26 protein-coding genes are annotated in these 25584 nt (G+C 64.1%); 20 read left to right on the top strand and 6 right to left on the bottom strand.

The genetic code is table 11. The features are described from left to right. The first annotated feature begins 48 nt into the window (after window positions 1-48). Both NJU76_RS05500 and NJU76_RS05495 read left to right on the top strand, forming a co-directional pair. On the top strand, window positions 49-294 hold the full coding sequence (locus NJU76_RS05500) for a DUF7123 family protein (protein ID WP_254531791.1): 246 nt from the start codon (window positions 49-51) through the stop codon (window positions 292-294). Window positions 295-640: 346 nt separating this feature from the next. Continuing rightward, window positions 641-1798, top strand: coding sequence for a site-2 protease family protein (locus tag NJU76_RS05495; protein ID WP_254531790.1), 1158 nt, complete (start codon window positions 641-643; stop codon window positions 1796-1798). 56 nt (window positions 1799-1854) lie between these two features. Here NJU76_RS05495 and thiL read toward each other — a convergent pair whose 3' ends face one another. Beyond that, the gene (thiL, locus tag NJU76_RS05490) at window positions 1855-2760 is read right to left on the bottom strand and encodes a thiamine-phosphate kinase (protein WP_254531789.1); all 906 of its coding nucleotides are present in this window, start codon (window positions 2758-2760) and stop codon (window positions 1855-1857) included. 106 nt (window positions 2761-2866) lie between these two features. Here thiL and NJU76_RS05485 point away from each other — a divergent pair, with 106 nt between their 5' ends. The 6 genes from NJU76_RS05485 to NJU76_RS05460 all read left to right on the top strand — a co-directional run bounded on the left by NJU76_RS05485 (window position 2867) and on the right by NJU76_RS05460 (window position 6709). Continuing rightward, window positions 2867-3322: a 30S ribosomal protein S19e gene (locus tag NJU76_RS05485; protein ID WP_254531788.1), complete on the top strand. Its 456-nt coding sequence runs from the start codon at window positions 2867-2869 to the stop codon at window positions 3320-3322. Between the two features lie 101 nt (window positions 3323-3423). After that, entirely contained in the window at window positions 3424-3774 is a 351-nt protein-coding gene (locus NJU76_RS05480) for a DNA-binding protein (RefSeq protein ID WP_254531787.1), read from the top strand. Next, on the top strand, window positions 3774-4364 hold the full coding sequence (locus tag NJU76_RS05475; protein ID WP_254531786.1) for a DUF7411 family protein: 591 nt from the start codon (window positions 3774-3776) through the stop codon (window positions 4362-4364). The genes NJU76_RS05480 and NJU76_RS05475 overlap by 1 nt, the downstream gene beginning before the upstream one ends. Window positions 4365-4446: 82 nt before the next feature. Further along, window positions 4447-4620 carry a hypothetical protein gene (locus NJU76_RS05470; protein ID WP_254531785.1) on the top strand — a complete coding sequence of 58 codons (174 nt, stop codon included), beginning with the start codon at window positions 4447-4449 and terminating at the stop codon, window positions 4618-4620. Between the two features lie 128 nt (window positions 4621-4748). Then, a complete protein-coding gene (gene hisS, locus NJU76_RS05465) occupies window positions 4749-6047 on the top strand; it encodes a histidine--tRNA ligase (protein WP_254531784.1) in 1299 nt (432 codons plus the stop codon). Between the two features lie 128 nt (window positions 6048-6175). Beyond that, on the top strand, window positions 6176-6709 hold the full coding sequence (locus NJU76_RS05460) for a DoxX family protein (protein WP_254531783.1): 534 nt from the start codon (window positions 6176-6178) through the stop codon (window positions 6707-6709). A gap of 60 nt (window positions 6710-6769) precedes the next feature. Here NJU76_RS05460 and NJU76_RS05455 read toward each other — a convergent pair whose 3' ends face one another. After that, complete coding sequence (locus tag NJU76_RS05455) at window positions 6770-6985, bottom strand: hypothetical protein (protein WP_254531782.1); 216 nt, start codon at window positions 6983-6985, stop codon at window positions 6770-6772. A gap of 128 nt (window positions 6986-7113) precedes the next feature. Here NJU76_RS05455 and NJU76_RS05450 point away from each other — a divergent pair, with 128 nt between their 5' ends. Then, complete coding sequence (locus NJU76_RS05450) at window positions 7114-8658, top strand: sulfatase family protein (RefSeq protein ID WP_254531781.1); 1545 nt, start codon at window positions 7114-7116, stop codon at window positions 8656-8658. Window positions 8659-8743: 85 nt separating this feature from the next. Continuing rightward, window positions 8744-9190: a hypothetical protein gene (locus NJU76_RS05445; protein WP_254531780.1), complete on the top strand. Its 447-nt coding sequence runs from the start codon at window positions 8744-8746 to the stop codon at window positions 9188-9190. 14 nt (window positions 9191-9204) lie between these two features. Here NJU76_RS05445 and NJU76_RS05440 read toward each other — a convergent pair whose 3' ends face one another. Then, window positions 9205-9651: a desampylase gene (locus NJU76_RS05440; protein WP_254531779.1), complete on the bottom strand. Its 447-nt coding sequence runs from the start codon at window positions 9649-9651 to the stop codon at window positions 9205-9207. Next, window positions 9648-10718, bottom strand: coding sequence for an ABC transporter substrate-binding protein (locus NJU76_RS05435; RefSeq protein WP_254531778.1), 1071 nt, complete (start codon window positions 10716-10718; stop codon window positions 9648-9650). The genes NJU76_RS05440 and NJU76_RS05435 overlap by 4 nt, the downstream gene beginning before the upstream one ends. A 366-nt stretch (window positions 10719-11084) precedes the next feature. Between NJU76_RS05435 and NJU76_RS05430 the strand changes: the two genes are divergently transcribed. The 3 genes from NJU76_RS05430 to NJU76_RS26520 all read left to right on the top strand — a co-directional run bounded on the left by NJU76_RS05430 (window position 11085) and on the right by NJU76_RS26520 (window position 14391). After that, window positions 11085-12365 (top strand): MFS transporter, encoded by a 1281-nt coding sequence (locus tag NJU76_RS05430; protein WP_254531777.1) that lies wholly within the window; start codon window positions 11085-11087, stop codon window positions 12363-12365. A gap of 125 nt (window positions 12366-12490) precedes the next feature. Further along, entirely contained in the window at window positions 12491-14131 is a 1641-nt protein-coding gene (locus NJU76_RS05425) for an alpha/beta hydrolase (protein WP_254531776.1), read from the top strand. Between the two features lie 128 nt (window positions 14132-14259). Beyond that, the gene (locus NJU76_RS26520) at window positions 14260-14391 is read left to right on the top strand and encodes a hypothetical protein (protein ID WP_256566296.1); all 132 of its coding nucleotides are present in this window, start codon (window positions 14260-14262) and stop codon (window positions 14389-14391) included. A gap of 588 nt (window positions 14392-14979) precedes the next feature. Here the strand turns inward: NJU76_RS26520 and NJU76_RS05420 are convergent. Beyond that, window positions 14980-16968, bottom strand: coding sequence for a molybdopterin biosynthesis protein (locus NJU76_RS05420; RefSeq protein ID WP_254531775.1), 1989 nt, complete (start codon window positions 16966-16968; stop codon window positions 14980-14982). Between the two features lie 124 nt (window positions 16969-17092). On the opposite strand from NJU76_RS05420, the gene NJU76_RS05415 reads away from it, so the two are divergent. Both NJU76_RS05415 and NJU76_RS05410 read left to right on the top strand, forming a co-directional pair. Then, entirely contained in the window at window positions 17093-18220 is a 1128-nt protein-coding gene (locus NJU76_RS05415; RefSeq protein ID WP_254531774.1) for a serine hydrolase domain-containing protein, read from the top strand. A gap of 102 nt (window positions 18221-18322) precedes the next feature. Further along, a complete protein-coding gene (locus NJU76_RS05410) occupies window positions 18323-18979 on the top strand; it encodes a DedA family protein (RefSeq protein ID WP_254531773.1) in 657 nt (218 codons plus the stop codon). A 73-nt stretch (window positions 18980-19052) separates the two neighbouring features. Here the strand turns inward: NJU76_RS05410 and NJU76_RS05405 are convergent, their stop codons facing one another. Continuing rightward, window positions 19053-20375 carry a molybdopterin molybdotransferase MoeA gene (locus tag NJU76_RS05405; RefSeq protein WP_254531772.1) on the bottom strand — a complete coding sequence of 441 codons (1323 nt, stop codon included), beginning with the start codon at window positions 20373-20375 and terminating at the stop codon, window positions 19053-19055. Between the two features lie 206 nt (window positions 20376-20581). Between NJU76_RS05405 and NJU76_RS05400 the strand changes: the two genes are divergently transcribed. The 5 genes from NJU76_RS05400 (at window position 20582) to speB (ending at window position 25576) form a co-directional block, all read left to right on the top strand. After that, window positions 20582-20953, top strand: a complete 372-nt coding sequence (locus tag NJU76_RS05400) for an Hsp20/alpha crystallin family protein (RefSeq protein WP_254531771.1) — start codon at window positions 20582-20584, stop codon at window positions 20951-20953. A gap of 66 nt (window positions 20954-21019) precedes the next feature. Next, complete coding sequence (locus NJU76_RS05395) at window positions 21020-22669, top strand: ABC1 kinase family protein (protein ID WP_254531770.1); 1650 nt, start codon at window positions 21020-21022, stop codon at window positions 22667-22669. Between the two features lie 182 nt (window positions 22670-22851). Continuing rightward, window positions 22852-23931, top strand: a complete 1080-nt coding sequence (locus NJU76_RS05390) for an enolase-like domain-containing protein (RefSeq protein ID WP_254531769.1) — start codon at window positions 22852-22854, stop codon at window positions 23929-23931. A 383-nt stretch (window positions 23932-24314) separates the two neighbouring features. Next, complete coding sequence (locus tag NJU76_RS05385) at window positions 24315-24689, top strand: translation initiation factor IF-5A (RefSeq protein WP_254531768.1); 375 nt, start codon at window positions 24315-24317, stop codon at window positions 24687-24689. Beyond that, window positions 24689-25576 (top strand): agmatinase, encoded by an 888-nt coding sequence (speB, locus tag NJU76_RS05380; RefSeq protein WP_254531767.1) that lies wholly within the window; start codon window positions 24689-24691, stop codon window positions 25574-25576. The genes NJU76_RS05385 and speB overlap by 1 nt, the downstream gene beginning before the upstream one ends. Window positions 25577-25584 lie beyond the last annotated feature (8 nt).

Here is a 25584-nt window from a genome sequence, read left to right as displayed (position 1 = left end):
GTCGCTAACCATCCTTCCTTTATAACAGATCTCCGTCGGAAGAGATGGATGTCGATGAGTACGACAGCCCAACCCTCCACAAAAAGCAAGGAACGCCGCCTGAAACGCTATCTTCGTGACCGCGCCGACGATGGGGAACTCTATTTCAAAGGCAAGTTCATCGCGGAAGACGTTGGTCTGTCTCCCAAAGAAATCGGCGCGCTCATGGTCAAGCTTTCGGGATCGGTTAGCGACCTCGAGATCGAGAAGTGGTCCTACACGGGCGCGACGACGTGGCGCGTCGCACCCGCCTGACTGTCACGACTCTCGACGGATGTATCGTTCACAGACCGTCCCCGCGCCCTCACGGCCCCGTGCCAGCGCGTCACCGACGCGTTCCGACACGACACTCACACCCTGTTCCACCACGCGACCAGTTGATGCGACCGTCGTGCGTTCGAACCGGACGAGGCGACGATTCGAATCCGTCGTTTTGACTCCTGGATCGGGCTTCCGTCGGTGTCCCGCAGTTGTCGATCCCGCATCAACAGCTGTCGGCGGTGCAGATTTCGTCCCGTGACCGGGAGGGATACTCACTCGAGAAACGGTCGGCCCTGCCGACGGCAGTCGATTTATACCGACAGGTCGTGAATCAAGTGTGATGGAAGACGTCGATCGGACCGGATTCGGTCCCGCGGGACGCGGCGGCCGTTCTCTCGAGGACGGCCCCCCGATCGATCGCATCGAGTCGGTGTTCGCAGTCTACGAAACTCGGCGAGAGAACGATCAATTAGTGTACTATGGTGACCCGTTGACTCACCCCGAGCGGGTACTGCGAGAACTCTGGCCCGTCTTTCACGAACGCGGGTACGACGCCACCCTCGAGACGCGCCACGGCGAGTACGTCCTCATCGCCAAGCCGACAACGGTTGGCGTCGACAGTGTCCCGTGGACGAACATCCTCTTACTTCTGTTGACGGTCTGTTCGACGCTGTTCGCCGGCGCGTTCTGGTATCAGATCGATCCGTTCGCCGAACCGACCGCGATCTGGCGCGCCTGGCCGTTTTCGCTCGCGATCCTCGGTGTCCTCGGCGTTCACGAAATGGGGCACTACGTGATGAGTCGGTATCATCGGGTGAACGCTTCGTTGCCCTACTTCATCCCGGTGCCGACGCTCATCGGAACGATGGGAGCAGTCATCAAGATGAAAGGTCGAATGCCCGACCGAAAGGCGCTGTTCGATATCGGCGTCGCCGGCCCGCTCGCCGGCTTCGTCGCGACAGTTATCGTGACGGTGATCGGGCTTCATTTACCGCCCGTGACCGTTTCGGAGGCGGTCCTGCAGAATCCGAACGCGATCGAGATCAGACTCGGCTACCCTCCGTTGCTCGAGTTGCTCGCCGCCGGCTTTGACCAACCGCTGTACGGTGATGATCCGACGACGGGCGTGAATCCAGTGGTCATCGGCGCGTGGGTCGGCATGTTCGTCACCTTCCTCAACTTGATACCCGTCGGCCAACTCGACGGAGGGCACATTCTTCGGGCGATGGCCGGGGAGCTACAGGAGACGATCGCCGCGGTCGTCCCGGGCGCGTTGTTCGCACTCGCCGCCTACCTCTTCTACGTGCAGGACCACAGCGTGAACACGGTCGCCGTCTGGATCATCTGGGGGCTGTTGACGACGCTGTTTGCGTCGATGGGGCCGGCGACACCGGTTCGAGACGAGCCCCTCGGACGCCGCCGGTTCGTTTTGGGAATCGTCACGTTCGGAATCGGCTTGCTCTGTTTCATGCCGGTTCCGGTCGCAATCATCGGCTGACCGATCACCGTGAATCCGTCGAACGCGCACGTACGCCGCTGGGACGTTGCTCGCATTCACCCGTGGGTGTAGCCCCGATCCTCGAGCAGGTCGTCATCTATCGTTATCGCGTTCCCGGCCTCGAGAACCGACCCGATCACCGACAGCGATACGTCGGTCGCCGCAGCGACGGCCGAGCACGCATCTTCGGGGAGCGTCACGACGAGTTCGAAGTCCTCGCCGAAGGTCGTCCCGAGTTCGAGCGCCTCGTCGTCGGTGTCGGCGACGTCGCGAACGGCGTCGTCGATCGGAATTCGTTCGGACTCGATCGCGAACCCACAGTCGCTCGCCTCGGCGAGTTGGTGAAGCGAGCGGGCGAGGCCGTCGCTCGAGTCCATCATCGCGGTCGCACGCGGTGCGAGTGCCCGGCCGGCCGCGATTCGGGGATCGAACTGGAACAGTTCGTTCGCCCGCTCGAGCAGCCGATCGTCCGTCTCGTCGCGGTCGGTTGCGCGCTCGAAATACTCGAGCGCGGCCGCACTCCGTCCGAGCGTGCCGGTGACGCAGACGACGTCGCCGGGTCGAGCGCCGCGTCGGTGAACAGGATCGTCCGTTCGGCCGATTGCGGTCGTCGCGACCGTAAACTCGTCGTGGCTGTCGAGATCACCGCCAACGTACTCGGTGTCGACGCGCTCGCAAACGTCGGTCGCGCCGCGAACGAACGCGAGCAGTTCGTCGCGGTCGAACGCGGGCGCGGCGTAGGCGGCGACCGCAGCCGTAGCCTCGGCACCCATCGCAGCGACGTCCGATAGCGACGCGCCGATGGCGCGCCACCCGGCCGTGTATCGGGTCGTCCCCGGTGGAAAGTCCGTTCGCTCGTGAAGCATATCCGTCGTCACGACGAGACCGTCGACGGTTGCCGCGTCGTCGCCGGCCGACGCGAGTTCGCCCGACAGGAGCCGCAGGGCGGCGCGTTCGTCCATACCCCCCGTTTCGACTCGAGGGCGAAAAACGGTCCGGGCCGTATCTTCGCGTCGCGCGCGAGGCGATACGATGCTCTTAAATGCCGCCACCGGAAACCACACGCCAATGGCTACGATGTACGACGTTCCGGCGGACGACCTCATCGAGGCGCTCGCCGACGACCTCGCGGATCGACTCGAGGAACCGGAATGGGGGAAGTTCGCCAAGACCGGTGTCGACCGGGACCTTCCACCCGAACAGGACGACTTCTGGGCGACGCGCGCCGCGAGCCTTCTGCGAAAGGTCGCCGACCGCGGTCCGGTTGGCGTCGAGCGTCTCTCGACCGAATACGGCGGCGCAAAAGGCGGTTCGAACCGCTACCGAGTCGCACCCGACCGCCGCGCCGACGGTTCGAAGAACCTGATCCGCACTATCCTCCAGCAACTCGAGGAGGAAGGCCTCGTCGAGACCGCCGAAGGTGAGGGTCGCCGGATCACGGCCGACGGTCGAAGTTTGCTCGACGACACCGCGGGGTCCGTCCTCGAAGAACTCGACCGCCCGGAACTCGAGCGGTACGCCTGAATCTGACGCGTTTTCGTGCCGGTTTCACCGCTGAGAGCCACCGCAACCGCTGTTCCGTAATCATTTTCCCGGCTGCGCGATAACCACAACACAGAGATCCAATGAGCGGTTCACCAGACGAAGACAAACTCGAGGAACTCCGACAACAGAAGATGGAGCAGCTACAGGAACGAGCCGAGTCCCAGCAGAGCGAGGCGAGCCAGGAGGCGGCCCAGCAGCAGGCCGAAGCCCAGAAAAACGCCCTCTTGCGTCAGCACCTGACCGACGACGCTCGCAAGCGGCTCAACACCGTCAAAATGAGCAAACCGCAGTTCGGCGAACAGGTCGAACAACAGGTCGTCAGCCTCGCCCGGAGCGGCCGCATCCAGGGCCAGATCGACGACGACAAGATGAAACAGCTCCTCAAGGAACTCAAACCAGACTCGCAGAGCTTCGACATTCAGCGTCGCTGATGGAACTCGGACTGCTCTACAGCGGCGGCAAGGATTCGACGCTCGCCGCGCTCTTGCTCGAGGAGTTCTACGATGTCACACTCGTGACTGCCCACTTCGGGATTAGCGACGACTGGAAACACGCGCGCGAGACGGCCGACCGAGCCGACTTCGCGTTCGAACGACTCGAGTGCGATCCCGACGTCGCACGCGAAGCGGTCGACCGAATTCGTGAGGACGGCTTCCCTCGAAACGGCATTCAACTGGTCCACAAACACGCACTCGAGCGACTCGCGGCTCGAAAGTTCGATGCGATAGCGGACGGCACTCGGCGCGACGACCGCGTGCCGACGGTCTCGAGGGCACAGGCCCAGAGCCTCGAGGATCGTCACGACGTCGACTACATCGCACCGCTGTCGGGGTTCGGTCGATCGGCCGTCGACCGACTCGTCGAGGCGCGCCTGGACGTGATCGTCGGGCCGAGCGAGGTGATCGACAGGGCCGATTACGAGGCGGAGCTTCGAGCGACCATCGCCGAGGAAGATGGCCCTCGAGCCGTCGCGGAGTACTTTCCCGACCACGACCAGACGTACGTAACGGACGTGCGCTAGCACCTCGCCCGCGAGCAAACTCGAATCGCGCACCGCCGTCCCCCCTCGGCGACCGCAACCTGCCAGCCGTGTGCATCGGTGATTGCGCGGACGATGGCGAGACCCAGGCCCCCTCATCGGCGGTCGAGTATCCCTGCTCGAGTACGTCGCGTTCGGCGTCGGGTATGCCCGGACCATCGTCGGCGACGAAGACGTTGCCGTCACACGGGCCGACGCGAACGTGGACGTCCTCGCGCCCGTTACTGCTGGTGGATGAGCGTATAATATCCAGTTCGAGCGTCGTCGGTGATTCGTCTAGAAGTTGTCGGATTCACTCCTGCGGTAAACGGCGGTGATTCTCTCCGTGAAGAAAGATAGAAGTCCGGCCTCGCCGAACGGCCTGCCATGTACGACCGGATCAAGGGCTTTCGTGACTTCTACCCCGGGGAGATGGCCGCCAGACGGGCTACCATCGACGTCCTAGAGGAGAGCGCCCGCGAGTACGGGTTCCGCGAAATCGGAACGCCGGCGCTCGAGCGAGCCGAAATGTGGACCGACAAGAGTGGTGACGAAATCGTCGACGAACTATACGCGTTCGAAGATCAGGGCGGACGCCACGTGACGCTGACGCCCGAACTAACCCCGACCGTCGCCCGGATGGTCGTCGCGAAACAGCAGGAACTGTCGAAGCCGATCAAGTGGTTTTCCACGCGTCCGTTCTGGCGATACGAGCAGGTCCAGCAGGGCCGCCAGCGTGAGTTCTACCAGACCAACGTCGATATCTTCGGCTCGTCGGAACCCGAAGCCGACGCCGAGATTCTGACGTGGGCCGCCGACGCCCTGACCGGTCTCGGTCTCACCGGCGACCACTTCGAGTTCCGTATCTCCCACCGCGACATCGTAGGCGGTGTCTTAGAGAGCTACAACGCCGACGTCGACACCGAGGCGGCGATTCGCGCGGTCGACAAATCGGCCAAGATTTCCACCGCCGAGTATCACGATCTGCTGATAGAGGCAGGTTTGACGGCGGATCAGGCCGCGGAGTTTGACGATCTCATCGCGGACGGCGACCTCGAGGCGGTCGACGTGTTCGCCGATACAGAGCGCGTGACCGATGCCGTCGAGAACCTCCGTAACGTGCTTGCGGCCGCGGAGGACTTCGGCGCCCGCGAATACTGTACCATCTCGCTCGAGACGGCTCGTGGACTAGACTACTACACCGGCGTCGTCTTCGAGTGCTTCGATTCGGCGGGCGACGTCTCGCGGTCGATTTTCGGCGGCGGTCGCTACGACGACCTCATCGAGAGCTTCGGCGGACAGCCGACGCCTGCCGTCGGCGTCGCGCCGGGGCACGCGACGCTTTCGCTTCTGTTACAGCGTGCAGGCGTCTGGCCAGACGAAGAAGTGACGACCGACTACTACGTCCTGCAGATCGGCGACACGCGAACCGAAGCGTCCCGGATCTCTCGCGACCTCCGCACTCGAGGCCAGGTCGTCGAGACGGACGTCGCGGGCCGCTCGTTCGGCGCCCAGCTCGAGTACGCCGATTCGATCAACGCCGAGACGGTCGTCATCGTCGGCGAACAGGACCTCGCGAACGACGAGGTGACGATCAAGGACATGGACTCGGGCGACCAGGCGCAGGTGCCAGTCGACGAGTTTCCGGGCGACGTAGAGCGGCCGACCCTCGAGGACGTGGCATGAATGTCCTGCGCTACTCCATTTAAACACCCTCTATAGGGTGGGATTTTTTCACCCGTTCCTGTCGAATGGGATTAGTGACCGCTAATAATGTCATGGACGACCAATCTCTATCCGTAAGGTGACCCACAATGTCAACTAACGACGCCACAATTCAGTGGTTCGGCAGGCGGGAAACGTTCGAGTACGCTGATTCGATCGCCGGCTACGTGCTAGTTGCGGTACGGCTGCTCGTCGGGTACTGGTTCCTCCACTCGGGGTGGGGAAAATTCGCGTTCGTCGCAGGCGACCCCTTCAGTGCGGCTGGCTACCTGCAGAACGCTCAATCACCCATCGCGTGGCTCTTCGAAATCGTCGCCGGGACCCCCTGGCTGCTCGAGGTCACCAACGTGATGATCCCCCTCGGTGAGTTCCTTATCGGGCTAGGGCTCGTCCTTGGGGCCTTCGTGCGCCTGGCCGCCTTCTTCGGCGGCGTCCTCATGACGTTGTTCTACCTGGGCAACGCCGACTGGGCGCACGGGTACGTCAACGGGGACCTGCTCGGATTCCTCATGTTCGTGATCGTCGGCGCCTTCGCCGCAGGCCGCATCCTCGGCGTCGACGCGTTCCTCGAGGCAACCGAGTTCGTGCGACAGCGGCCGTGGCTGCGCTACCTGCTCGGCTGAGGCGAGAGCCGCGGCTCGGCGTTCCCCGTCCGTCGGTGACCGTCCGCATATCGCGTTCCACTACCACCTGCTCGACTTTTTTCGAGCGGTTCCGGTCGTCGCATCAGTCGTCTCGGCCCCGTCCGCGTCCGGGAGACGATCGTTCGAATCACATCGCTCGACCGGCGAATGACCGGTCTCGACGAAGTGGTCGATCATCGCTCGACTGAGTTCGACGGGGTCGTCTTCGTCGACACGGTGCTGCCAGTCACATTCACCACAGTACGCCCTCGGCACGCCTGCACCGTCGAACTGGGGTCTAATGAACGATTGGGTTCACATCGCGGCGTCTTATCACCCATCGTGGAGAGTACCCCTTCCAATCAGGTCATACCATTAACTACGGCGTCGATGTATGACGGTCGATGGCCGACGCTGACGACACCCGCCCGAACATCCTCTTCTTCCTCACCGACCAGGAGCGATACGACTGCAGCGCGCCTGGGGGGCTGGAGGTCGAGACGCCGACGTTCGACCGGCTTTCTGACGAGGGAATCCGCTTCGAGCAGGCGTTCACGCCGATCAGTATCTGCTCGAGCGCTCGTGCGTCGCTGCTGACCGGACAGTTTCCGCACGGTCACGGGATGATAAACAACTGCCACGAAGACGACGCGATTCAGCCGAACCTTCCACCCGATATCCCGACGTTCTCGGAGGAACTCGACGCGGCCGGCTACGATCTCACCTATACGGGGAAGTGGCACACCGGTCGTGACCGCACGCCGGATGACTTCGGCTTCTCGTATCTCGGCGGTAGTGACAAACATCACGACAATATCGACGAAGCGTTCATCGAGTACCGAAAAGAGCGTGGGACACCGGTCGACGAGGTCGAACTCACCGAGGAACTCTATACCGGTGACGATCCGAGAGACGGCAGTGAGGGGACGCTGGTCGCTGCAACGGCGCCAATCGACGTCGAGGACACCCGTGCGTACTTCCTTGCCAAACTAACGATCGAGGAGATCGAGCGCCACGTCGACGGCGGACTGGACGCCCCCTTCTTTCATCGGACGGACTTCTACGGCCCGCATCACCCGTACGTTATACCGGAAGGGTTCAAGTCGGATTACGGTCCCAACAAGGTCGAACTGCTGATAAATTACGCGGAGACCTTCGATGGAAAACCTCGGGTTCAGGAGAACTACCTCTCCTATCGCGGCGTCGACGGATTCGACTGGAAACTCTGGGAAGAAGCGATCGCGAAGTATCGACGATTTGTAATGTTGATCGACCAGCAGGTGGGGCGGATCCTCGATGCCCTCAAGAAGCACGGATTAGACGAGAATACGGTCGTCGTCCACGCATCTGATCACGGTAACTTCGTTGGACACCACCGCCAGTTCAACAAGGGTCCGATGATGTACGACGACACCTATCGGATTCCGCTGCATATTCGCTGGCCCAAAGTCATCAATTCGGACTCAGACGTTAAACCGGGATCAACCTGTGAGTTCCCCGTCCACCTGCACGATCTCGCAGCGACGTTTCTCGAGATGGCCGAAGTCGACGTTTCCAAGAAGTTTGATTCCGAGAAGTTCGATTCGCGAAGTCTAGTTCGATTTCTCAAATCCGATGATCCATACGAGCTGATTCCCATAACAGACGAGAAGTTCGGACAATCGGGATACTGGCCTCAGTCGATCTTCGCACAGTACCACGGCGACGAATTCGGCCTCTACAGTCAGCGGATGGTCCGAACCGATCGGTTCAAATACGTCTATAACGGTCCCGACATCGACGAACTGTACGATCTGAAGGCCGACTCGGACGAGTTACAGAATCTGATCGACCATCCCGAGTACGCCGAAGTGCGACGCGACATGCGCAATCGACTCGGCAAGTGGATGGACGTGACCGACGATCCAAACCGTAAGTGGGTAACGGACGTGTTAGAAGACGCTTCGTAACACGAAAACGGAAGCGTACGTTTACGGTTCCGAAGCCGATACCCTTCGACATGAATCGCGACACCGACGGGACGGAGGGCGACCGATGACGAGGGGCGGTGACGGCTCGAGCGAACAACCCGCTGACCTCCGCGAGGAAGCAGCCGAATGCGAGGAGATCGCCGACGCGCTCGAGAACCTGCTCGAAGAATTGCGCGACGAGGAGGTCAAAGGCTCGAGACTCGAGGGCCTGTTCGACCAGGCGAGCTCGAGCAATCCGAACATCTGGAACATTGTGTCTGCGTTTATCGACGTCGAGGACGGCGAGGCGGTCGTCACCGACGAATCGAAGCTGGCGCAGGGAAGCTGGGCACCGGAAATCGTCGAGGGCTGTGACACCATGATCACGCTCGACATCGAGTACGGCATGATGCCCGACGAGTTCAAATACACGGCGGGGAAGAAGCTCAGCCGGCGTATCGAGGAATTCCGTGCGGATGCCGCGGAAGCGCGAGCGAAGGCGGACGACCTGGAAGACGACGCCGACGACTGAAATCGATCCGTCACTCAATCGACGACGATCCGTTCGCGTTCGAATCGCTCGTCAACCGTTGCGTCCCGCCCGGCCCCGTCATCTCCGTCCGTCCGCCAGCGCCACGACCCCACCTCGAGCGGCTCGAGCGAGACGATCAGATACGAGCGATCCGGCCAGGTCGCCGCTGCGGCGTCCGTCTCGCTGGGTCGCGCCGGGCCGCGGGGGTGGGAGTGATAGAAGCCGACGATGTCCTCGCCGCGGCCCTCGAGACGCTCGAAGACCGCGAGCTGTTCCTCGGGGTCGATCTCGTATCGCGTTCGCGGGGTCTCGGCGACGTTGTCGGTTGGGTACTGCGTCCGCACGCGGCTCCGACCGTCGGGATCGTACTCGCCGCCGAGAATCCCGCAGATCTCTTCGGGACGTCCCTGACGAGCGTGCTCGACGATCGCCACGCGGACGGCGGTCGGCAGGACGATCACGGCTGTGAGTCGAGTTCGGTCCGGGAACCGGACTCGTCGAGTCGCGAGTCCGATTCGTCGGTTCGCGTTTCGACGTCGTCGGTCCGCAGGTCGTCGTCCTGGGAATACGACTCGAGCGAATCGAGGTCGTCGAACGGGACCGCGATTTCGTCGATCGGATCGGCGGCGCGCTCGAGCGTCGCGTCGGCGTCGAACACCGTCGGCTGGACGATCGAGGCGAGCGCCTCGAGCGTATCCACGAGCCGGGGACCGGGTCGATTGAGGTAGTGGTCGCCGTCCATCGCCCAGACGTGGCCCTCTCGAACCGCCGTGAGGTCCTCCCAGCCGTCGCGCGCAGTGAGGTCGCCGCTGTTCCGTGAGATCTGCTCGAGGCCGAAGCCACAGGGTGCGACGATCAGGATTTCGGGATCGTACGCGCGGATGTCCGCCCACTCCCGCGGTCGTGACCGGTCGCCCAGGTCGGCCAACCCGTACTCGCCGCCGGCCCAGTCGACGAGTTCGGCTGTCCAGTGACCTGCGATCATCAGGGGATCGGTCCAGTCGAAAATCGCCACGCGAGGGCGATCTTCGGCCGATATCTCGGTCGTTCGGGACTGGATCGACTCTATGCGGGACTCGAGGTTCCGTCGAACGGTTCGAGCGCACGCCGCACGGTCGACTGCGCGACCGATCTGTTCCAGATCGTCGAGTACGTCGCCGACGCTGAGGGGATCGGTCGGAACGATCGTGGGGGTCGCATCGATCCGGTTGACGGCGGCTTCGACGGCGGCCTCGTCGACCGCACAGACGTCGCACGTTCCCTGCGTAATGATCACGTCCGGGCCGAGAGCCTCGAGCGTCTCGACGTCGATATCGTAGACGCCAGCTTCGGTACTGGCTGTCTCTATGACCTGACGATCGATCGCCGCACTCGACGCCGTCTCGTCCGCATCGATTCGTGATCGGGTGACGGCGGGCGCGGATGCGGCGCCGGGCGGATAGTCACACTCGTGGGAGACCCCGACGGGCTCATACCCCAGCGCGGCGACCGTTTCGGTTGCCGACGGAAGCGTCGTGACGATTCGCATAGCCGGCCGTACGGAGCGGGGGCCCAAAAATCGCGTCCCCACTGCGTGGCGGTATCGAGGTCCATTGGTAGAGTCCGCGCGAGGCCGTCACCGGGACACTCGCGGACAGCACAGCGACCGAACCGGTGGTGACCAAACCCTGCTCCGCAAACGACACCCGACGGGTTTCGATTGCGGTCGCTGTCGGCTTCCGGTACGTCCGCCAGTGCATCGTAATCCTTTTGAGATGCCTTCGCAAATTCTCGAAGCAAACAGGTGCGAAGCGGCGGTTCTCGGTTTCCTATCGTCGATCCACGAATTGTTCGGGCAAACGGATCGTTTTCGCCGACGTAACGGGACCGTGTCACGTGCACCCGACGAAAAGCAATGCTACAATCATTCCTGAGCTCTTTGAAAGGTACCGGTAGCCGGATAGCTGATGGACTCGGTGGGTCTTCGAACAGTCGGTACCTCGTCATCGCCGCGGTCATCGCAAGCACGTTTTTCATCGGCTTCGGAGGGGGGGTTATCTATCCGATTCTCCCAAACCTTGGAGTCGTCCTCGGTATCTCCCCGGTCCTGGTGGGACTGATTCTGAGCGCGAATCGGTTTTCGCGTCTGGTTGCGAACGCACCGGCGGGGGTTCTCGTGGACAGTGTCGGAACGAGAACGCCGTTCGTGGTCGGGATGGGTATTCAGGGATTCGGAACCCTCTGCTACGTTCTCGCCATGGTGGCGCCCACTCCCGAAGCGTGGTTTCTGGCGGCGCGACTCGTCTGGGGGATCGGGAGCGCGCTCGTCTTCGCGACGGCCTATACGATTGCCGACGACGTGAGCGACGGCAGTTCACGTGGGGCGAACATGGGACTCGTCAGAGGCGGCGTCCTCTTCGGTTTCCCCACGGGAGTCGTCATCGGCGGTATCGTGAGCGAACTCTCCGGGACGCTCGTCGCGTTCGCTATTGCCTCCGCCTTCGCGTTCCTCGCCACCCTCATCGCGTACGTCACGGTTCCCGAAACGCACGTCGAAGGAGGGACGAACACGTCGAACAAACCGTGGGACGTCAATACGAGTCTCCCCGCGTTGACGGTCGGGCTGGTCAATTTTTCCGTCCTGTTCGTCTACATCGGCGCGCTGTTCGCCACGCTCGTCCTGTTTCTCGCCAGCAACGATCTCTCCGTTCTCGGATTCGACGCGCAGGGGTCGTCGGGAGTCTTCATGGGGCTTACCGTCGTTGCCGCGGCGGTGGCGATGTACCTCGGCGGTTACGTAAGCGACCGTCGGCGGTCGCGGGTTCCCACGCTGCTTTGCTTTCTGGGAACGACGTCACTCGGATTCGTTCTCCTGGCATTCGCGAACTCGGTGCCGACCCTGACCGTCGCGTGTCTGTGCATCGGCATCGGACAGGGGGGAACGAGCGGTCCCCTGATGGCTCTCCTGGGGGATCTCGTTCCCGAGGACGAGATGGGGCGTGCGGTAGGGACCAACAACGTGTTTGGTGACGTCGGCGGCGGATTCGGTCCGATCGTCACCCTTCCGCTGATCGACACGATCGGTTTCTGGCCGATTTACCTCACCTGTGCGGCGCTCCCGCTGATCGCCGCCGCGGTTCTCCTCGGCGGCGTCCGTCAGGAGACCGGTCAGTACGTCCCTCGCGTCGAGTTTTAAACCTCCTTTTTTCCACGGCAGCACAGATATCTCACTAGCTACGATTCTACGCGCTACAGACACGACCGCACCATCGACAGTCGGGGATTCCTCGTCCCCCGCTACGGCAGTCGTGAAACCCTAGCATGTTCAGTGAACACGAGAGAGCGACAGACGGACTGACACGGCGTCGGTATCTCACACTCGCCGCAGCAGGCGGGACGGCGCTCGGCATCGCCAGCAGCAGCGGAACGGTCAGCGCCGACGGGCACTCCAACGAGGACGTAACGATTCGAAGTGACGAGGCAGCCGACCCGGTTGACATCGCTGCGACCGTGTATCGTCCGGCGGGTGCCACCGCCAGCGACCCGGTGCCGATGATTCTCCACTCGCACGGGTGGTCGGGGTCGCGCACTGCGAGCGACGGGGCGTTTCGGACCGAACTCGACGCCGACTTTGGCATCCTTAGCTTCGACCAGCGAGGCCACGGCGAGTCCGGCGGTCAGGCACACATCCAAGAGCCGGACCGCGAGGGACGGGACGTCATCGCGGTGCTGGACTACGTCGCCGGACTGGACTGGGTCGCACGCAGCGCGACGGACCTGCCGATTCCGACGGAAGCCAACCCGATGGTGTTCGCGATGGGCGGCAGCTACGGCGGCGCGTACCAACTCGTCGGTGCGTTCACCGAAACCCGGGAGACGGGCTACACTCGGTTCGACGCACTCGCTCCACAGATTACGTGGTTCGGTCTGACCGAGTCGCTCGCCCCGGAGAACGTACCGCGAAGCACCTGGCTGGGTGCGCTGTACGCCGTCGGCTCGTCGATGGTGCCTCGGTACATCCACGAGTCGTTCGCTTACAGCGTGACGACCGGGCTCTGGCCCAACGGCGACAGCGTCGGCGAACCGGACTCAGAGCGAAAGTTGCGCGACAACGGTCCGGCTGGCTTCCTCGACGAGGGCGTCCGAATCGACGTGCCGGTGCTGTTCGGGCAGGGACTCTCCGACAACCTGTTCAACTTCAACCAAGCGTGGAAGAACTTCGAGCAGGGACTCACCGAGGCGGCGCGCGCGAACAGCGCTGTCGTCGGGTACAACGGTGGGCACGCACTCCCGAACGCGTTCCCTCCGGGCACGATCAGCTACACGAACCCGTCGGGACCGACGAACGATTTCGCCAGTGCCCGACTCCGGTTCTTCAAGCACGTCCGCGACGGCACCGGCGACGCGCGAGACGTGGTCGGGGCACGATACCGGCTCGCCACCGCATCGGGGAGTCGAGCGGTGTCGGTCGAGCACGTCGATGACCGGACACCCATCGGCGGGGGCGTGGACCTGCAAGTGACTGGTGACGGTGACGGTGGTCTTGCCATCGACAGCATCAACGACGGAATCGCGGCGACGACCACGGGTGCCGGCGCACCGCTCCACCTCCCGCTCGCCGAGGGGCCGGTGACGGTTGCCGGCGTTCCCGACCTCTCGGCAACCGTCACGTCCGAGAACGTGTACCAACGGCTGTTCGCTGCGCTCTCGGACGGTGAGACCCCTGCGACGGCGCAGGTGCTCCAGAACAACGTGATGCCGCTCCACGAGCCGGAGCCGGTCGATGGCGTCGACCGGACCATCGAACTCCCCGGCGTGGCTGCCGACGTCCGAGAGGGAGAGACACTCTTCCTGACGCTTTCGGCGACCTCGGACATGTTCCCGCTCCACGGGTCCACCCGAACGCCGGGAGTCATGCTCTTGGAGGACCTCACCGTCGGCGTTCCACTCGTCGACGACTGATGCGGTCTGCTGTAACGATGTACCGGTGCAACCGCAGGACGGTCGCGGTCGCACCGGCAATGATGTACAGCAGTCCGTATGAGTGCTGGAACTACCCCGTTTTCTCACGGCGAAGCGCAATGTCGTAGATGAGAGAAAATCGTTATGCTCGCGAAAGCAATCCCGGGACCTGTACCTTCGAAGCGGCCTCGTTCACCGAGGCCGCGTTCCGACCCGGCGATTTCGAGGACTGGGGCGTGACGACTCGAGCGCCGTCCTGACCAGTTTCGCCTCCGCGCCGCCGCTCAAACCCCGTCGCCGTCCCATCGCGACCGAAACGCGGTGGTGCATTCGGTTATAGAGATGCGAGGAGAATACCCGCGCGTTTCGGCGCGGGATGAATCCGACAACTCGGACGTAATCCACACTTCGATGACCAGTCCGAGATTTCTTTTCCACACATTGAAGTGGGAAGTAATCGTATGAGAGCGCAGGAATCAGGCAGGGAATAGAGTGATTCCCGCCAGTCCGACGATGGCGGCCTGCCCGCCCCAGGCAATCAGACAATAATCGGAACCAGTTGATGACCGCCCACCCCTCACAGGGGTGACGCGGAGTCGACTGCTGGAAGCACCACGGAACGTAACTCCGAGTCTGTCGAAGCCCACTCGACCCTCGCCGGGCACAACCAACCACGAGGGTCGACCACGGTCGAGGATAGGAGTACCGGGGGCTTGGCACTCCCAGCAGTCCCACCCGCCACAGTCCGTGACCCCCGCACGGATTCGCACCGTGTCGGGGGTCGGTGGAGCTGCACACCTGAAATCTCCACCGCTCAGGATTCCTCCGCGTGAACGCGGAGGAGGATGTCAATTCTCTCCTGTCGATATGTCCTCGAGTGTCTCCTGGAGCTCTCGAACGCCCGTTTTCTCCGTCCGATCGGCGTTCGAGAGGACTCGTACTGATTGCTCACCGAGTGGGACGAATCCCAGATCGAGTCGGTCGGCGGTTTCGCGCAGGCCGAGGCCGGCGTTGGCGTCTCCTGCGATTACCTTTCGGGCGGGACTTTCGTGGGCACGTAAGCCGAGGTCGAAGCCGTCGATCGAGTCGGTAATCTCGCGGCGGGCCGATCCGCGGTCGGCTGCGAGCGAATCGATCGCGGCGTCGAGACTCGAGCGCAACCCTGAATCGGTCGTTCGATTGACGAACCGCAGATCGCGATCGACCAGCTCCTCGAGCCCCTCGATCTCCTCGGGATTACCGGTTCGAACGACCAGTCCCCACTCGCGTTCCCAATGGCCGAGTTCGACTGCGTCGAGGTCACGTGCGAGCGGCCCCGCAGCCACGGCCACGTCGGGGACGCCCTCGCGGAGCCGCCGTAGTCCCGGTCGGGTGCCGACCGAGAGGTAGCGCGGATTCTCGAGGCGGTCGAGGACTCGGGAGAACGTCGGATCGTCCTCTCCGACGCCGAACAGTGTCGGCGGCCGAACGTCGGGCGAGAACAGGGTGACCGTGACGGGCTCGCCTTCCTCGAGGTAGTCGGTTTCGGGGCCGATCTCCACGACGCCGTCGGCGTGGGCGAGGCTGGTCGTCGCGCCGCTGCCCTTGTCGACCGGATAGACGAGGATTTCGTCGCTACCGTCCGTGTCGGCGGATTCTCCGCCGGTTCGGGCCGTTTCAGACGGCCCGCTCGTGACCACTCCGACCGGCATGAGCCGGTGACGGCCCTCCTCGTAGCGCTCCTGTCTGGCCAGCCGTCCGGTGACGGTCGCAGACGCCGGCTCCGGGATTCCGGCGGCTCGGCGGATCGCCGGCGCCACGAAGGTGCGGAAGATCATCATCGCGGAGACGGGATAGCCCGGCAGGCCGACGTACGCGGAGTCGTCCAGCCGTCCGATCAACATCGGTTTGCCCGGCTTAATACTCACGCCGTGTAGCAGCAACTCGCCTTGTTCCTCGATCACCCGATAGATGACGTCGACCGCACTCGCACTGGTAGAGCCAGAGGAGACGACGAGATCACACTCGTCGGCCGCGGTTCGAAGAATTCGCTCCATCTCGTCCTGGTCGTCGCCAGCGTGGGGGTAGAGGACCGCTTCTCCGCCCGCGTCCTCGACTCCCGCAGCGATAGTGTAGCTGTTGACGTCGTAAATCTCTCCGCGCTCGCTGTGGACCTGTTCGCCCGGTCGGACGAGTTCGTCACCCGTCGAGACGATACCGACGCGCGGATTCGCCCGAACCGGCACCTCGTCGATCCCGAGCGCCGACAGGAGGCCGATATCGCGGGGCGTGATCCGGGTGCCGGGTCCGAGCGCGCGTTCGCCCGCCGCGACGTCCGCGCCCGCGAACATGACGTTGTCGCCGGGCGCAACCGAGGTCCGAATTAGAACCTCGTCGCCGCCGGAATCTGCGCCCTCAGTTTCACCGCCCGTGTCAGTGTTCGCGGGGTCTTCGTTCGCTCGATCGCTCGACGATCCATCGACGCGATCCGTCCGCTCGACCGGTACCATCGCGTCAGCGCCGTCGGGCATCACCGCACCAGTCGATATCTCGACGACCTGTCCGTCCTCGAGCGAAACCGCCGGTTCTTCGCCCGCATGCACCTCCCCGACTACCTCGAGACGTGCGGGATCGGCCTCGTCCGCGCCGAACGTGTCCCGGGCCCTGAGGGCGTAGCCGTCGAGGCTCGCCCGGTCGAACCCCGGAACGTCGAGTTCGGCGTCGAGTCGCGCCACGAGTACCCGGCCCCGCGCGTCGGAGAGTGGGACGCGATCGATTCCGGCCTCCAGCGAGAGCGAGTCGATCGCCTCACGGGCGTCTTCGGGCGAGGCGAGATCACGAAACTCCTTCCGATTCATACCGGCCATTCGCGTGCCGAGGGTAAAAACGTCGGTCGCTCGCGTCGGGAAAGCTGTCCGGCGATTCGCGTTGCTATCTTTCTGCGACACCAACAATCAAGCACCGGCCCGAAGAGTATAATCCGTGACACGGATTTCCGAGACAGACCGCGATCGCATCGCCACTCTCTTCGATCGCCACCTCGAGGCCGGACTCCACCACGGAGCGCAACTGGCCGTCTACGTCGACGGCGAACCCGCGATCGACATCGCCGGCGGTGTGACCGGACCCGACGGCGAAGCAGAGACCCGCGAGACGCGCCACGTTCTCTTCTCGAGTACGAAACCCTACGGAGCGGTGACGCTCCACACCCTGGTCGAGGAGGAGAACGTCGACTACGACGACCGGGTAATCGAACACTGGCCAGAGTTCGCCGACGAGGGCTCCGAAAAAGCCGACATCACCGTCCGACAGGTCCTCAGTCACACTGCGGGCCTCACCCAGGGCGAGATCGACGAGCGCCCCGACCTGTGGGGCGACTGGGACGCCGTCGTCGAGAAACTCGAGGAGATGGAGCCTGTCTTCCCGCCGGGCGAACGGCCCGCGTACCACCCGCTCACGTTCGGCTGGCTCGTCGGGGAAATCGTCCACCGCGTGTCCGGAACGCCGATCGAGTACGCCGCGGCCGAGCGCGTCTTCGAGCCGCTCGGAATGGACGACACCGGCATCGGCCTTCGCGAGGACGAGGACGACGACGTGGCGACGCTCGTCGCGTTCGAGGAGTTCGACCGTTGTCGCGATCCCGGAGAGGGCCTTGGCAATCACACACAGGTCGCGGCGCCGTTCAACGACGAGGGCGTCCACCGCGCCGTGATCCCCGCTGCGAACGGCATCGGCACCGCGGGGGACATGGCCCGCTTCTACGCCTGCCTGGCGAACGGCGGCGAACTCGAGGGAACGCGAATTCTCGAACCCGAGACCGTCGATCGGTTGACGCGCCTCGAGGTCGAGACGGAGGCCGACGGCACGCTCGGTCGGGAGGGCCGGTTCGCGCTCGGATTCTGGAAGGGTGGGACTGCCGTCGCGCCGTATGGCTCGCTGTCCCCCAAACGCGTGTTCGGCCACGCCGGCCTCGGGAGCAGCGTCGGCTGGGCCGATCCCGAGGAGAACGTCGGGTTCTCGTACGTGACGAACGGGGTTCGTGACGGCTCCTACGAACACGTCGCTCGGGTGAACGCGCTAGCGGACGCGGTTCGTCACGCGCTTCGGTGAACTTCCGCTGAGCGCTTCGGGTGACCCGGACGCCGATTCGACCGCGACCGACCTCGACTGCGCCAACGGAAACGTGATACACCGTCCGTTCGTATCACCTCTATGGCGGACGTCGGGACGCTGGATCTTGCAATGGCCGACCTCGGAGCGACCGCAGTGCGGTTCGTTCGGATCTACGGCCCGCTCGCGCTCCTGTGCTTTACGTTCCTCGAGTCGTCGATGCTCTTCCCGTTCTTTCCGAGTGAGGTAGTCGTTCCGGCCGCGGCCGCGCTGTTGATCACTGACTCCCCCTCGTTTTTCGTTTTCGTCGGAGCGGCGGCGATCGGCGGGACCGTCGGCGCGTTCGTCCCGTTTTACGCGTTTCGCGGCCCCGGATCGCGGGGGCTCGGCAGGCTTCGGGACCGAATCAACGTCTCCGAGAACGCGACCGACCGCGGCCGGCAGTGGTTTCGTCGGTGGGGGGCATCTTCGGTCTTCTGGGGCCGATTTCTGCCGGCGTTGCGCTCCGTCGTCTCCATCCCGGCGGGACTCGCCGGAATGACACGGGTTCGGTTCGGCGTCTACACGGCGACCGGAACCGTCCTGTTCTACGCGGCCGTCGGCGCGGTCGTCTACTACGGCCGGCAGCAGCCCCTCTTTGCGGCGCTCACGTCCGTCGCCGCCGATCGGCCGGTCCTCGCCGGGACGGTCGCGCTCGCCGCGCTCGCGGTCGGTCTGTGGGTCTCCCTGCGGCATCTACGGCGAGAACGAGTCTCGTGATTTCAGCACACTATCGGTTCCACTCTTGGACCGCTACGCCTGGGGCCACTCCTCGCTCGACCGGTCGCTCCCGTCAAGCGTTGTGCTCCCACAGTTCTACGGAGACCGTCTCGCCCGCCGGAATTCCCTCGCGGTCGTCGTCGACGACGACCCAGCCGTCCGCCAGCGCGACACTCGAGAGGACACCGGATCCGCTCGCGCGCGTCGGGATCGCTGCGTACGGTGGTTCATCAGCGTCGGTGTCCCCGTTCCCTCCGTCGCGCTCCTCGAGTCGGACCCGGGCGAACGTTCGGGTCCCGGGTTCGCTCGGTATCTTGCGCTCGAGGGTCGCCCTGGTGATCGGGTGCGGGTCGGGGGTCGTCCCTTCGAGCCACCGAAGGGTCGGACGGAGGAACTGGACGGCGTTGACGATGCAGGCGACGGGATATCCCGGCAGCGCGAGTACGGGCGTGTCCTGAACGATTCCAAGGCAGACGGGGTGCCCCGGTTTGAGTCCGACGCCGTGGACGAGGACGTCGCCGAGGTCGTCGATCACTTCGGGCAAGAGGTCCCGCTGCCCGACTGACGAGCCGCCGGTCGTGACGATCACGTCCTTCGTCAGGTCTCGCTGGATGGCAACCCGGAGCGATTCGTGATCGTCGGTGACGATGTCGCGGTAGGTGGCTCGAGCGCCCCAGCGCTGGGCCAGTCGCGAGACGGTGAGTCCGTTGGTTTCGATCACTTCGCCCGGACCGGGATCGCCAGCGACGAGTTCCTCTCCGGTGGGAACGACTCCCACCGTGGGCTGCTCGACGACTTCGACGCGGCCGTAGCCCGCCGACCGCAACAACCCGAGGTCCGACGGTCGGAGCCGATGGCCGGCGTCGTAGAGCGACTGGCCTGCCTCGATATCCTCGCCGATCGGCGCGACGTTTTCTCCCTCCGCGACCGCGTCTTCGACCTCGAGTTCGCCGACTGACTCGAGTTCCGTGACACGTTCGATCATGACGACGGCGTCGGCCCCGTCCGGGAGGGCGCTCCCGGTGTGGACCCGTGCTGCCGTTCCGGGCTCGATGTGGTCCGCGACGGCGTGGTCCTCGCCGGCCCCGTCCGGAGCGTCGACGATCTGCACCACTTCTGGCGATCGGTTGCTCGCCCCGAACGTGTCTGCGGCCCGGAGAGCGTAGCCGTCCATCGCCGCTCGTCGGTAGTGGGGAACGTCTCGAGCGGACGTGACGGGTGCGGCGAGAGTGCGGCCGTCCGCGCGGTCGACGTCGATGGTTTCGGTCCCGCAGGGAACGGTCTCGTCATGCTCTGTGACCCCCGTGACAGCCTCCTCGAGGATCCGGCGCGCTTCGTCGACCGGGGTCCGAACTTTGAACCCGGCCTCCGTACGCTCGCGGTCGGCACCTTCCATAGTGTGACACGCGTCGTCGGATGCCAAAAGCGTAGGGTTTGACCACTCGGTCGGTGAACCAGCGGTCTCAGCTCGTCTCGATCCGCTTCCGAAAACGATGTCGGGTCGACGGTTCGTGGCTCGTGGCCTCGCCAGTTCTGTGGAGGCCGACCGGGGAATCGACCCCGACCGCGGGGTTTTTCGTATCGGCGTTCCAACCTGCGCCCATGTCAGCGCTCCGTGACGCGTTGCGGGACCTCTCCGAGGACGTTTTCTTCGATCTGCTCGAGAGCAAGGATGCATACCTACTCATCCTCGACGTCCCAGGGGTCTCCGCCGAGTCGCTCGACCTCACGATCGAGGACGGCCGGATCTCCATCGACGCCCACCGGGAGAAAGAACCCGCGGGCGATTACCGCTATCTCGAGGAGAACCGATCGCTCTTCTTCGACGTCGAACTGCCGCTGCCCGACGACGCATCCGACGCCAACGCGAAGGCGACGGTCGACCGAGGGGTCCTCGAATTGATCCTCCCGAAACGCGGTGTCAGCGGCGAGACGACGATCGATATCGTCAACGAGGACGGCGAAACGGGGTGACCGAGGCTGCGCTCCCTCCGCGCGTACAAACGATTCGTTCTCGTCGCGTGGCAGTTCCTGCCGCTGTTGCTCGCCTACGCCCGCGATCGGCGGCGCTTCCTCCTGTTCGGTCGCTCACGGCAAGTCACCGCCGAAACCCATCGCCACCGGGCGGAGGTCCTGCTCGAGTCGCTGCTGGCGCTCGGCCCGACGTTCATCAAACTCGGTCAGTTGCTATCGACTCGCCCCGACGTCCTCCCGCCGGCGTACATCGACGTCCTCTCGGCCCTGCAAGACGACGTCCCGCCGGCACCCTGGCCCGAGGCGAAAGCCGTCCTCGAGGACGAACTCGGCCCCGTCGACGAGCGGTTCGCGTCGTTTGACACTGATCCGATCAGCGGTGCAAGTCTCGGACAGGTCTATCGAGCCCGCCTCGACCCTGAACGCGAGAACCCGACGCGAACCGGCTCGTCGGCCGAGAGCGGCCGCGAGGTCGCGGTAAAGGTACGGCGGCCGAACATCGAGGCCCTCGTCCGGGCTGACCTGCGTGTGATCAGGTGGTCGCTCCCGCTACTGCTCTACTTCGTCGACGACGCCCGCGCGTTCTCGCTCGAGAACCTGGCCCAGGAATTTTCGAAGACGATCCGCGAGGAGATGGACTACGTGCGCGAAGCCGAGATGCTGACCGAGATTCGAGCCAATTTCTACGACGACGACCGGTTCATCATCCCCGACGTGATCGAGAGTCACTCCGGACAGCGCGTGTTGACGATGGAGTACGTCGAGGGGACGAAGATCAACGACGTGGACGAACTCGAGCGCGGGGGAATCGATCGGACGCGGGTCGCGGAGAACCTGGAGCGATCGTATCTGCAGATGATCATCGACGACGGCGTCTTCCACGCCGATCCGCACCCAGGAAACCTGGCGGTGACCGACGAGGGGCGGATCGTCTTCTACGACTTCGGCATGTCGGGGCGTGTCGACCCGTTCGTCCAGGAGAAGATCGTCGATTTCTACGTCGCCGTCGCCAACCAGGACATCGACGGCATCCTCGACGCGCTGATCGAAATCGGGACGCTCAGCCCCGACGCAGACCGCGGCGTGATGGCCGAAGTGATGGAGATTGCCATCCGAGACGCCCGTGGCGAGGACGTCGAGCAGTACCGAGTTAATCAGATCGTCGGCCAGATCGAGGACTCGATCTACGCCTTCCCCTTTCGACTCCCGAAGAACCTCGCGCTCGTCCTCCGCGTTGCGACTGTCGTCGAGGGGGTCTGCGTCACGCTCGACCCGGACTTCGACTTCATCTCGACCGCGACTGACTTCCTGACCGAGCAGGGGTATCGCGAGGAGTCCGTCCGACAGTATCTCGACGAAACTGGCACTCAGCTCCGACGGACGGGCCAGTCGTTGACCCGAATCGCGCCGAAGGCCGAGCGAGCGCTCGACCGACTCGACCGCGACGATCTCTACGTGCGAATCGGGGTCGAGGATTCGGAGAACGTCTTCGACAAACTTGCCAAGCGGCTGGTATACGGGATGCTGTTGACGATGACACTGTTCTCGACCGGCGTGCTGTACGCACTCGAGGCACCGCGGGGATCGATCGTCGCGGCGGTGTTCTCGGTGTTGCTGACGACCCAGCTCTATCGGTCGTTCCGCGGACGAAGGTCGATCGGCGCGCGACCGCAGTTCACGCGCCAGAACCTGCGCCAGCGCCGACGCGAGGAGTGACGATCCGGCTTGGCGCGACCGGGTCCTGCGGTCGACGGACAGAGAGCCAGCGCCACAGAGTCAGATCGTATCGGTAGCCTCGAGCGCAAGCGCACTGCAATCCGACGCCGAGACAGTCTGAGGTTGGCGGCTACTCGGTTCGCGATACGAGCCTCTTTCCGTGCCCGATTCGAAGGAAGCGTATGGTGTACGACCGCATCGCCGAGCTTCCCCTGACGATCGAGTCGGTATCGACCGAACGACGCGAACGCGAGACTTCGAGCGAGTTCACCCGCGTCACGACGGAATTCTCGCTCTCGGGGCCGACGCCGGCCGGAGACGGGACAGTCACCGGCCGCGGCGAGGACGTCACCTACGAGACCGCCGATCACGATGCGCTCGCCGAGTCAGGGCTCCCGGACCTGACTGGCGAGTACACCCTAGACTCGTTTTCGACGCGGCTCGAGGAACTCGACCTCTTTCCGGCCGGTGGCCCCGACCGCGAGGTCTTCAGGAACTACCGGCGATGGGGCCTCGAGAGCGCGGCACTCGACCTCGCCTTGCGAACGGCGGAGACGGATATCGCGACCGCCGTCGACCGCTCGCTCGAGGCGGTTCGGTTCGTCGCGAGCACCCGCCTCGGGGAGCCGCCGTCGACCGACCGTCTCGAAGCACTGCGAGAACGCGTGCCCGAGGTGCAGTTCAAACTCGATCCGACTCCGGAGTGGGACGCCGCTTTCGTCGACGCGATAGAGAAGACCGTCGGGACCGACGCGGTCCGCATCCTCGATATGAAAGGGCAGTACGAGGGAACCGAGGTCGACGTCCCCGCTGACCCGGACCTGTACGACCTCGTTCTCGAATCGTTCCCGAACGCGATCGTCGAAGACCCGGCGCTGACCGACGAGACGCGGCCGCTGTTCGAGGACTCCGACGTTCGTTCTCGCGTCTCCTGGGACGCACCTATTCACGGCCTCGCGGACGTCGAGTCGCTCCCGTGGGAGCCCGACTGGCTAAACGTCAAACCGTCCCGCTTCGGCTCGCTCGAGTCGCTGTGCGAAACGATCGCGTACTGTGAGGACCACGACGTTCGGCTCTACGGCGGCGGGCAGTTCGAACTCGGCGTCGGCCGTGGCCAGATACAGACGCTCGCGTCCCTGTGGTATCCCGACTCACCGAACGACGTCGCACCGCGGGCGTACAACGATCCCGCTGTCGACGATAACCTGCCGGCGAGCCCGCTCGCGCCGCCGGCTGAACCGGTGGGGTTCCGGTGGCGATAGGGGTGTGAACACGGTCCGCTCGAGCCGAAGACTGACGTGCATCCGCAAAGTCTTCGCTACCTATGCGAATCGCTGTTGGTGATAGAATACGGCGTTTTTCGACGGTCTTCGATTTCGGCCAGCAGGCCGTTCACACGCTTTCTCAAAGTGTCGGAGTTCGGGCTGGACTGGATGTGAGCGTCTCCGGTCCAGCCTCGTCGTACATGGTTCACCGGACTGTTTCGGGTTGCCGTTACTCCCGTGAACCACCCGTTTTCAGCGTTGCTACCGTCCGATTCCCGTCGTAACTCCTTTCGGTGTCGGGATCGGCTTCGTATCTACCTCCGACGCGCTCGAGCACCCATTCCAAACGGTTTAAGCACGTCGGTTGATTACCCCGGGACATGGCGAAACAGCAGACCGAAGTTCGCGATCTCCAGGAAGGAAGCTACGTCATGATCGACGACGCAGCGTGCAAGATCAACTCCTACTCGACGGCAAAGCCGGGCAAACACGGCAGCGCCAAGGCCCGCGTCGAGGCTGTCGGCGTCTTCGACGGCAAGAAGCGATCGCTCTCCCAGCCCGTCGACGCGAAAATCTGGGTCCCGATCATCGAGCGCAAACAGGGCCAGGTCGTCTCCGTCGACGGCGACGACATGCAGGTCATGGACCTCGAGACGTACGAGACGATCACGATGCGCATCCCCGAGGATACGGACGTCTCACCCGACGAGAACATCGAATACCTCGAGATGGAAAACCAGCGAAAGATCGTCTGATGTTTCCCGGGGCGACCGACGAACGCGAGAGGCCCGACGCGGCGGGCGATATCGACCGCGACGGGCGATCCGACACGCGAGGGCGACAGCCCGATCGTGAAGGCGCGAACTTCGTGGTCGTCGGTGCGCCCCTGGACGCTACGACGACCTTTCAACCGGGGACCCGCTTCGGGCCCCGTCGAATCCGCTCTTTTGCCACGCCATTCGACGATTACGACCACCGGACGGACCAGCGGTTTTCGGAGCTCGGCGTCGTCGACCGCGGCGATATCCGCGCGTGGGACGACGTCGAAGCGTACCTACAGTACCTGACGAGCGCCCTTCGAGAAGTCGTCTGGGACGACGGTGTCCCCCTCGTGCTGGGGGGTGAACACACCGTCTCGCTCGCAAGTGCGCGAGCGGTCGAGCCCGACGTGTTCGTCTGTCTCGATGCCCACCTCGATCTGTACGACGCGTACGACGGCAACCCGCTATCACACGCCGCTGTTACCCGGCGGATCGTCGAGGACGTTGATTCGGTCGACGAAGCGATCCTGCTCGGCGTTCGAACCGGGAGCGAGGCGGAGTGGGAACGTGCGGCGGCGGCGGACGTAACCGTCGTTCCGCCCGCGGACGTCGCGGAGTGGTCTCCCGGCGACCGTCTCGCTGACCGCAACGTCTACCTGAGCGTCGATATCGACGCTGTCGATCCCGGCTACGCGCCCGGAACCGGAACGATGGAGCCCTTCGGTCTCGAACCAGGCGACCTCCGCGACGTCGTGCGCGCAGTTGCCCCGCTCGCCGACGGCTTCGACGTGGTCGAGGTTAACGACCGCGACGACGGGCAGGCCGCAGCGCTGGCCGCCAAGCTCGTACGAGAGTTCGTTTTTTCGCATGCTGATGAGTGACTCGAGCG

Origin of the sequence: Natrinema gelatinilyticum (genome assembly GCF_024266705.1) — an archaeon.
GTDB lineage: Archaea > Halobacteriota > Halobacteria > Halobacteriales > Natrialbaceae > Natrinema > Natrinema gelatinilyticum.
The sequence above is the reverse complement of the archived record's forward strand: the minus strand, read 5'-3'. Positions and strand labels throughout refer to the sequence as shown.